Here is a 7,428-nt window from a genome sequence, read left to right as displayed (position 1 = left end):
CTTTTCATTATAGGTCATATGGGACTTTTTTTCTACACAAAAATAGGCTCCATAAGATCTATAGGGGATTTACCCACTACAAATATTATAGAGCCATTGGTTCTCTCCTTTTTGATATTTAGAGCAATGAGAATTCTAGTTTTAAAGTTGTCAAAGTTCCGGAAGCCAAAAGCATTTTGCTTGATGAATTTGATAAAATTAGTGGTAGCTTCTAGTTTTGAGTTTGAGTAGGGAAGTTCCAGTGCATTAATGATCTTGTCCTTATCTTTCAAAAAGGTCTTAAAAACAGTTTGAAGAATAGGGTTTACAGAATAAATTGCTTTTTTAATCAGATCAAAGAAATGGTCAGCCTGTTTCTCTTGAAAATGAAAGTGCAGGAGTTGATATAGATTACAGTGCTGTCTAAGTTCTTGAGAGTATGAAAGTAGCTTTTCTAGAATTTCTTTATTGGTCAAATGTGACCGAAAAGTAGATCAATAAAAACGTTTATCACTGAGTTTACGGCTATCCTGTTGAATGAGTTTCCAGTAACGCTTGATAGCCTTGTATTCATGGGATTTTCGCTCAAACTGATTCATGATTTGAACACGGATACGACTCATAGCACGGCTGAGATGTTGGAGTAAAACAGTCCAGTGGACTGTTTTAGCCTGAGTTTAGAAATAGATTAACGAAGGGTGAAAGCAATCAAGTACAATTTTTGCATTTTGGAGTGAAACAGTCTGGGGGACTGTTTCAGCCTGAGCCTAGAAATTCGAAAGCGGAGCTGTTTAGCCAATTTGTAGTAGGAGCTAAACATATCCATAGTAATGACTTTGACCCGTTTTCTAACCTGTCTAGGATAGCGTAGGAAGTGTTTTCGGATGATAGCTTGTGTCCTGCCTTCAAGAACAGTGATGATGTTGAGATTGTCGAAATCTTGCGTAATGAAACTCATCTTTCCCTTAGTGAAGGTATACTCATCCCAGGACATAATGTTAGGAAATCGGCTAAAGTCATGCTTAAAGTTGAAAGTCATTCAGTTTACGTATGACAGTTGAAGTTGAAATGGCAAGCTGGCGAGCAATATCGGTCATAGAAGTCTTTTCAATCAACTTTTGCGCAATTTTTTGGTTGATAATACGAGGGATTTGGTGATTCTTCTTGACGATAGAAGTCTCGGCGACCATCATTTTAGAGCAGTGATAGCACCTGAAACGGAGTTTTCTAAGGAGAATTCTGGTAGGCATAGCAATCGTTTCGAGGTAAGGAATTTTCGACGGTTTTTGAAAGTCATATTTCTTCATTTGACTTCCACAATAAGGACAAGATGGGGCGTTGTAGTCCAGTCTAGCGATAATTTTCTTGTGTGTATCCATATTGATGATATCTAGAATTTTTATGTTTGAGTCTTTGATATCGAGTAGTTTTGTGATAAAATGTAATTGTTCCATATGAATCTTTCTAATGGTGGCCTGATTGCTTTTCATTATAGGGCATATGGGACTTTTTTCTACAACAAAATAGGCTCCATAATATCTATAGGGGATTTACCCACTACAAATATTATAGAGCTGTATAACACATAGGTGTTTTTTTATGCCTATAAATAGAAAGATTTTAAATTAGATTACACCAACCGCAGGCAATAGCTTACGGTTTTTTGATACCCAAAATGATACCCATAAATATTGACTATGTAATTTTAGGGTAATTTTTTAGAATCTGATTTGTTGATTTTTCAAGGTTTTGAAGGCTATTGCATAATAGCTTTTTTTATTGCAACAATTAGCTTTCATTTGGCAACAGGATCCCTTGACGCTGTTTTGTTAGCTAAACTAAGTCTAAGATTAGTCTTGGCTAGCTATCCTAATAGCTTCAAGCCTCTTATCAAATGAAATCGAGTACTAGCAATAATCTAGTTGAACCATCTAACTTTTAGGAGGGGATGTGTGTCTAACTCATTATAGAACTTTCGTTAAAACGATTTCACCTTTTATTAAAATTTAAATAAAATTCCATTTGATATATTAAAGGATTTTTTATATAATATATAATATAAGGCGTAGAGAAACAATATTTACATAAAGGAGTTTTCTAATGAAAAATAACTGTTTTACAAAGATTATTTACTCAGCATTTATTCTTTTAGTCTTTATTCCTCTAGGTACAGCTTTTGCTGAAGAAGGAATTCGAACCCCAGTTTCAAGTCAGGAAAAAAGTCAGTTTCCATATAATATTACTTATGCATGGAATATTAACAAAGAAGGTTCTTCTAAAATGCGTTGTACAGGTACTATAATCAAAGATAATTGGCTACTATCAGCTGCTCATTGTGTCGCAAGGGAAGATGGAAGTTACGGAAGTTGGAATACCGCAGAATCTGAAACAAACGGTTCCACACACAATTTTTTAATGAAGATGTACAAAAAAAATGTTTTCGTAAAAACACCATTTAAACCAATGCCTGGATATGCAGGATATAACGATCTTCAGCACGATGTTAGTGTTACAAAAATTGTTGAACCCACTACCATTAATACTAAGACCCCAACTTTGGTGATATACAAAGATTTAAACCGTTTGATTGGAAAAACAGTTACGACAACAGGTTATTCTCGTTATTATAGAGGTGATTTTACTAAGACATCAGGGAAAATTACAGCTGTTGAATCAGATGGCACACTTACCGTGAGTATGCCAGCAGCACAAGAAAATTCTGGGTCAGCTGTATACCTTGATGGGGAAATAATTGGAGTTTTAACTGCAACTGGACCAGGATCAGAAGGTATGATAATGGCTGATACGACAACAGTTACACCATTTACTCTTGACATCAAAAGTAAATTATTCGATCCCAACGGGATTTCATCTGTTGTAAAATAATGCCATAATCATTTTCTCTACGTTTTTGTTGAAATATCTACATTACTTTTTATACACCATGAACAAATCACTATGATTAGTAAGTTTGTTTATTATTAAAGATGTGGGATAAGAAGCTATGTATGATATTTTTCGGCTCATTGTCAACTGTAGTGGGCTGAAGAAAAGATAAGATATAGAAAGGATGAATTTCATCCTTTCTTTTTTGATGTTCAGAGCGATAAAAATCCGTTTTTGAAGTTTTCAAAGTTCTGAAATCCAAAGGCATTTCGTTTGATAAGTTTAATGAGATTATTAATAAAAGGTTCTCCTATCGTGTTTCCGCCCAGAACAGAATCGATTTCCCAATCTCCAAAACGGGAACGATTATTGACCTCTTCTGGACTTTCTTCAATTAACTTTCCTAGATGTTTCTTGGTAGAGGGACAACTAATCTATATGTTGGAGTCTATAGATATGAACAAAGGTATCCAAGCTATATACCATTGTTTTCTCTCTCATCGCTTCTGTAAATTCTCTCAGAAAGTCGTCTGAAACACGATCTAGTTTCAGCTAACAGCTGACTTATCTAGCATGACGGTAATAGTTATGGGCAGCATATGCATAATAGTGTTGCTAATAGACCTTCTGCCTGTTTGCTTTTTTTACTTGTGTGATGAAACCACGATTACTTTCACGAGTAATAGTAGAGCGATTTCTCCCCAGCCGACGAGCAATCTCTGCACGTTTGAGTTCTAAACATAAATAATCCTCAAATTTTACTCGTTCAGATTCAGATAAGTGTTTATAGGATTGATTCTAGTATAAAACTGTTACAAAAGAAAAAAACAATTATTTTTAATATTTTTAAACGAAGTAGTTGCAGGTAGAGAAAGACTATGCTATTATTAGAGTAGTTAATAGTTACTAATCTTTTTATAAAAACTTTAAAAGATTATAGAAATTATTGACAAAAAATAACTAGAGCATTGAGATAGTGTTTTTGAACATTATCAAATCTTTTTAAGAAGGAGAAGTTATGTTTAAGTCAAATAAACAATCAACTGAACGAGTGATTCGTTTTGGGATTCGGAAGTTCAATGTAGGTATTGCTTCGGTTGCTGTAGCTAGTGGACTTGTTCTATTAGGAACAAGTACTGCATATGCTGATGTCAATGCTGGTGTAAGCAATGGAGCGACCCCAGTATTAGGAATTAATGATTCATCGGCTAATGAAGAAAGTTCTAGGAATATTCCAGAATCAAATACAGCGAATCAACCCGTTGAAACAACTTCAAATAGTAAGCCGACAGGGGTTCCTGAATCAACAACGGCTTCTGATGCTGTTGAAGGAAAAGATATTTCTAATGATATTAACCCTAGTATCGAATTAAGTCATGAAACAACTCCGGTTGTAGTTGATAATGGAGATTCACTTAACGCTAAAATTAAATTTTCAGCTCCTAGTGTAAAAGAAGGAGATTATTTTACTGTCAAGTTCAGCAATGAAGTTGATTTGACTGGTATTACACGTCCTAAAGACTTTGATACAAGTATTTGGATTGAAGATAGTATTCGATTGGCTAAAGGTCACTACGATTCAGCTACTAACACGGTGAAATTTGTAATAACAAAAGAAGCAGAAGTGTTAAGAAATATCGAGGCATCTAAAAGTTTTTATGTTGCAGTGAATAGGGATATTGTTAAAGAAACATCAACAATTACACCAACTATTTCAATTGGAAATACATCAAAGCAGTTTTCTGTACCTGTTAGATATAATCAAATCGATAGTTCTAAGGCAAATGCAGTTAATGGACTTGCAGTTTCTAGTTTGATTACAGAAAGTAATGACAAAACAAAGGAAATCACAAGCGTTACCTTTGCAAATATTAACAGAGTTAATGTTAATAATGCTATTTATACAGAAAAAAATCTAAACAACAATGTTGCACAATTTAACTCCAATGATACTGAGGTGAAAGTCTATCGAGTCCCTGCTAATGTTGCACTTGATTCTAGTTACCACTATGACCCGTCTAAATTAGAAGATGTTACTGCAACATATTCTCCGACTTATAGTGGAAATCAGATGAAGATAAACTTTGGTAACATTTCAGATGCGTTTGTTATTGTAACTAAAAATAAAACAGTAACTAAAGCAAATGCAGATAATACGATGTTAGTATCCTCAACAATGGAGGGAAATGTTAATGGCCGGATATATACCAAGTCAGTCGCAAATGCAAATAGATCTATTACTTTAGCTGCTCCTGATGAAGGTGGCTATAATACAGCCGACCTCCCATACGCTTTAGGTGATTTAGTTTGGAATGATACAAATAGAAATGGTATCCAAGACGAAGGTGAATCAGGGATTCCAGATGTAAAAGTTTCGCTATTTGATGATAAGGGACAGCTTATAGCTACAACTACAACAAATGACAAAGGACAATATTACTTCTCGAAAGTCTATAATGGTACATATAAAGTAAAATTTGAAACACCAGAAGGATTTGTTTCAACTAAAAAAGCAGGAACTTCAGATGAATCTAAGGATTCGAATGGTCTTGAGACAACAGTTGTAATAAAAAACTCTAACGACTGGACAATTGATTCTGGATTTTATAAACAATCAGGTGATGTTGTTGTAAAATATGTAATAAAAGGGACTGATACTGAGATTCAAAGTTCACAACCTGTATCAGTAGATGAACCGATTGATACAAATTATACATCAGATACCCCTATTCTTAAACCACTTGAAATTCCTAAGGATGGCAAGACTTATAAATTAGTTGGGCATAAAGTTGGGTCAGCTCCTGAAAGTGGAAAAGTTAATGAAGAAAAGCAGACAATTATTTATGAATACGAAGAAGTTCCAGAAGCACCAGTAAAACGCGATGATAAAGCTATTGTTATTTATCGTCATGTAGATGCACAAGGTTCAGTTGTAAAAGAGCTAGAGCGTACAGAAGAGTTTGCCGGTAAAGAAGGTGAACCTGTATCCTACACAGAAGCAGAGAAGCAGTCTGTAATTGATAAATACCGCGCTCAAGGTTACCGTCTTGTTCAAGACCAGTATGGAACAGGTAAAAATTATGATGGCCAAGAAGGTGTTGATACTTATTACGTTGATGTGACTCCATATGTTGTACCAGTTACACCAGACAAGCCATTGACGCCAGGAGGGGAAGTGCCAACTGATCCAAGCTCTCCAGAAGATCCTAATCCAGCAGATCCTCAATTCCCTAATCCAACAGTTCCAACACATCCTAAAGACCCTAAATATCCAAAACCAGATAATCAAGAAATTCTTAAGTTGAAAGAGGAAGTGAACCGTACAATCACTTATTATGCTGAAATTGATGGTGTGAAAACTCCAATTTCAAAAGAAATTCCGACTCAAGAGGACTCTGTACAATTCGAACGTAAAGGGACAGTGAATCTTGTTACGGGAGAAACTACTCTTGGTAATTGGGAAACAACAAAAGATAACTTTGATACAGTAGTTCCACAACCAACAGTTGTAATCGAAGGTAAAGAATACACGTTATCTACAGTTGCTAAAGTAAAAGAAGGAACTCCTTCTGTGTTGGCAGGTAAGAAATCTGTTGATGGAGAAACGGTTGTTGCAACCGATGACGATTTGTTCTACGAAGTTGTTTATACACCTGTTACTCCTAAACAAGGAAATGTTATTGTTGAGTATTATGATACTGAAGGTAACAAAATTAAAGAAGATGTAGAAGACACTCCAAAAACAGATGAAGGTACTGATTATGATACTAAGGAACACAAAGATCAAAAAATCGTAAAAAATGGAGTGACATACTATTATAAAGAAGTGAAGAATGATTCTGATTCAGAAACTGGTAAAGTTAAAGAAGGCACTACGACTGTTAAATATGTATATGAAAAAGCAGGTAATGTCAACATTAACTATGTTTCTACAGAAGGGAAGGTTCTTCAATCTCCAATTAAAGATACTGTAGATGGTAAACCTGGTTCTACTTATAATGCATCTGAGAACTCTACTGAAAAACCTTCAACAATTACTACTGCTGAAGGTAAGACATACCGTTTAGTAACTTCAGCTGGTGAGACAATTGATGGAAGTCACAAATATGATGAGAATGGTGTCTCTATTAGCTCACAATCTTCTCCATCTCAGGGCATTGTTGAAGCCGGAGTTACTAAAGAAGTAACATATATTTACGAAGAAGTTCCAGAAGCACCAGTAAAACGCGATGATAAAGCTATTGTTATTTATCGTCATGTAGATGCACAAGGTTCAGTTGTAAAAGAGCTAGAGCGTACAGAAGAGTTTGCCGGTAAAGAAGGTGAACCTGTATCCTACACAGAAGCAGAGAAGCAGTCTGTAATTGATAAATACCGCGCTCAAGGTTACCGTCTTGTTCAAGACCAGTATGGAACAGGTAAAAATTATGACGGCCAAGAAGGTGTTGATACTTATTACGTTGATGTGACTCCAGAGAAGCCAGTAACTCCAGAGAAGCCAGTAACTCCAGAGAAGCCAGTAACTCCAGAGAAGCCAGTAACTCCAGAGAAACCAGTAACTCC

The 7,428-nt window shown here is 35.4% G+C and carries 2 protein-coding genes and 3 pseudogenes; 2 read left to right on the top strand and 3 right to left on the bottom strand.

Annotated elements, in window-relative coordinates:
• Positions 1-32: 32 nt before the first annotated feature.
• Positions 33-1,433: pseudogene (locus B7698_RS00465) on the bottom strand (transposase).
• 646 nt (positions 1,434-2,079) lie between these two features.
• On the opposite strand from B7698_RS00465, the gene B7698_RS00460 reads away from it, so the two are divergent.
• Entirely contained in the window at positions 2,080-2,865 is a 786-nt protein-coding gene (locus B7698_RS00460; protein WP_084864323.1) for a trypsin-like serine peptidase, read from the top strand.
• A gap of 177 nt (positions 2,866-3,042) precedes the next feature.
• Here B7698_RS00460 and B7698_RS10225 read toward each other — a convergent pair.
• Both B7698_RS10225 and B7698_RS10470 read right to left on the bottom strand, forming a co-directional pair.
• Positions 3,043-3,161 (bottom strand): annotated as a pseudogene (locus B7698_RS10225) (transposase); the annotation flags it as partial.
• A 319-nt stretch (positions 3,162-3,480) separates the two neighbouring features.
• Positions 3,481-3,600 (bottom strand): annotated as a pseudogene (locus B7698_RS10470) (IS30 family transposase); the annotation flags it as partial.
• Between the two features lie 283 nt (positions 3,601-3,883).
• Between B7698_RS10470 and B7698_RS00450 the strand changes: the two are divergent.
• Positions 3,884-7,428: SdrD B-like domain-containing protein (locus tag B7698_RS00450; protein WP_142358036.1), on the top strand; the 3,545-nt coding region annotated here is incomplete at its 3' end.

Source organism: Streptococcus mitis, assembly GCF_002096855.1.
Classification (GTDB): domain Bacteria; phylum Bacillota; class Bacilli; order Lactobacillales; family Streptococcaceae; genus Streptococcus; species Streptococcus mitis_Y.
Note: the sequence above shows the minus strand (reverse complement) of the source record. Positions and strands in the feature narration are given on the sequence as shown.